The organism is Bartonella sp. AP57NXGY (genome assembly GCF_042195805.1).
Taxonomy (GTDB): Bacteria; Pseudomonadota; Alphaproteobacteria; order Rhizobiales; family Rhizobiaceae; genus Bartonella.
Genome location: NZ_JBHIOZ010000041.1, coordinates 4,011 through 7,042 on the forward strand (window position 1 = coordinate 4,011; position 3,032 = coordinate 7,042).

At 36.1% G+C, this 3,032-nt stretch carries 1 protein-coding gene and 1 pseudogene; both read left to right on the plus strand.

Going from position 1 to position 3,032, the window contains the following annotated elements; translation table 11 throughout:
- Nucleotides 1-715: 715 nt before the first annotated feature.
- Nucleotides 716-935: pseudogene (locus ACFIL8_RS05570) on the plus strand (lyase family protein); the annotation flags it as partial.
- 624 nt (nt 936-1,559) lie between these two features.
- Complete coding sequence (locus tag ACFIL8_RS05575; protein ID WP_375611600.1) at nt 1,560-2,447, plus strand: outer membrane protein; 888 nt, start codon at nt 1,560-1,562, stop codon at nt 2,445-2,447.
- The last annotated feature ends 585 nt before the right edge of the window (nt 2,448-3,032 follow it).

The following is a 3,032-nucleotide window of genomic DNA, read 5'->3' on the forward strand; positions in this document are numbered from 1 at the left end:
TTTGAAAATCTATTAGCTATCAACCAAACAGAATGAGCGCAAAAAAATCGGTATTATCGGTATTAATAGACATAATTTCAATCGAAGTATAAAAAGATTAATGAATTCATCGTAGTTACGCTTTACAATGTTATCATTATTGATAACATTGGGTAGATAACTCTTATCTCAATGAGATAATGTGTTTATTTATAATGATAATCTAGCGTTATCCATATTGAACGAGAATCCTAAATACCGTAAGATTTTCTCATTTTAAATCGGTCCCATGTTGCATCAATCAAAATCATTGACTTGCACATCACAAACGCAATGAATATGTGAATAGAAATTGTATCCGATAAGAACTACAAACGCCTCTAATGAACCACCTCAAGTGCCAAGGACTGTCACAACGGACAAAGGGGCCTCTGTCACAACATTGTGGAGAGGACTGTCACAACACCCCACGAACTGGCAAATATAGTAATGGTACCGGCGTGCTCCTTTATGAAGCGTAAAAGAGATGCTCAATAGATTTATTATTATACCATTCACAATCGCTGTCATGAAATGGGTTTAGGAACATTGAGAAATGTCTCTTTTATGAAGCGTGAAGATGGGAGTGCTCAATAGATTTATTATTATATCATTCACAATCGCTGTCATGAAATGGGTTTAGGAACATTGAAAAATGTCTCTTTTATGAAGCGTGAAGATGGGGGTGCTCAATAGAGGAACAGCTGTTGGAACAAAATTCAATGCACCGAAAGGTTTTGACCTTTGCTGAAACAATCAGCTCTCTAACGGGGATATCCTTGACAGCTCGCAAGAAATTGGAGGCATTTGCCCATTATGGCGCCCTCACCCATTTCCACAAAAACCTGAATGCACGCGCTAATCTCTTTAAAATAGCCAACGACATTCAGTTTTTAGGCTCTCATCCACGTTCCGGCTTTAAGCGAACGGAACGGAGAGTTTATCCGTTTTACATGGCGCATAAGAAACCTCATGAGACTTGAGATTCTCGCACTTTACTCCTTCTGATTCTTCGTATTCCATTCAATCAATCAAAACTATTCGCTTAGATTATTATAAGCAAAAGTGGCATATAGATAAAAAAGAAATAAAGTCGCCCATCCCCTCGAGTGCTCAAAAGGCTACCGCAATACAAAGCTATGCAATATCAAAAACGAGCAACGAATATGACGGTGCCAATATGCATTTTTACGATAAATTGAATATTTAAGCACATTGGTGTCAATCATAATGGATAATACATTTAATAACAAAAAGTGTTTTAATATATATAAAGTAATATTTTTTTAACAAATAGAAAGCTTGTTTACTATACTATAATTTTTTCTAAAACACAGAGAACACTGAAAGAGTATATAAAAATACTGAAAAATCAATATAAACGCGGGATAATAGCATGAAAACAAGTTTCAAGAACGCTTAAATATGGATAATTATAGAGTTTTTGAATGTTTTAGTTTTCATAATGATATTAAATATAGATTTTTTAACCAATTCGTATATAATGCGATTTGTATCTGAAATAAATTGGGGACGTTTTTATGAAAACAAAATGTTTAGTTGCACTATCTATTTTCACCTTCATTACCGCTTCAACAGCGCAAGCAGCAGATACAGTAATCTTTAAGCAATCAGAACCGAAGGTTTCATTGCAAGATGTTTCGTCATCACGTATTTCACCGGTTACTGTTTCTGCGCCTTTTTCTTGGTCTGGTTTTTATTTTGGAGGACAAATTGGATATTTTTCCAATAAAAATACTCTAAATTATGCACAAGAAGCCAGGGACGGAAAGTGGGCTTGGGTTGATAGAGATTTATCACCGAAACTATCAGGATTGAGAGCAGGTTTGTATGCAGGTTCTAATATTGATCTGGGAGATCTTGTTTTCAGTTTTGATACCGATATGGTCTGGTCTGGGAGGAAAAGCACCCAAACAGACAATGGAAAGAAAATTCTAGATGAATCAAACTCCATTAACATTGCCTTTAAAAAAGCTGGGATTCCTATCATAAAACCTGCAGCTCAGGGTGAAACGATATCCAACTATGGTGACATTGTTGTTAGCAGTGTAACATTGAAAGAAACGTGGTCTGGTGCCACGCGCGCGCGCATTGGTTTTGCTTCCCATCGTCTTATGCCTTATATTGCAGGGGGTATAGCCTATAGACAGATGCAATATATCATGTCACTTTTATCAAAATCGCAAGAAGATTCGACAATTTTTGCTTCTGGCAATGTGTTAGATGAGACAAAAACAATGTTTGGTTACACTGTTGGTGGTGGTTTTGATCTTGCAATGACAGATAATATCATTATGCGGACAGAATATCGTTATTCGGATTTTTTTAAAAAGAAATTTGCAAACGATAACCTTAAAATCTCTTCTCAAACGCATGATGTTCGCTTTGGTATCGCTTATAAATTCTAAGTTTTTTAGAAAAGTTGAACGATTAAAAAACCCTGTTAAAAACGGGGTTTTTTAATGCCCCTTTCCCCCTAAAAAGACGTAGATTCTAAAAACCTGTACTAAACTTTAAACAAATAGTCACGAAACAATAAAGCCTCTCCCTCTCTTAAAGCAAATTTCTATCCTCTCAGCCTTTCATGTAATGCCTTTGGAATATAAAAGCTTTACCATCATACCACTGGGCGCCATCGTAAAATAAATGAGAGCTGTTATTTAAGAGATATTTCTTTAAAATAAATATGGATATTGTGCATCAATTGCAGTTTTATAAGATGATGTTGACTTGGCCTCCCCGCTCTTAAAGGATAAAGATTCTAAACACCCATTTTTAAACACCATGTCCGTTTATAAAAGCACAAAAACCCTTGGAGACTCTTGGGGGATATTGGGGGATATTGGGGGATATTGGGCGGGCTTCTTTGGGCTCCTCCTCATGGAATGCCCTTAAATCTCAAGCAAGACAAACACTGAAGAATATCCAACACACACCGAAAAAAATACTGTAACGTTTCAAGGAAGTATGCCCTATATGACCACACTTCAAAC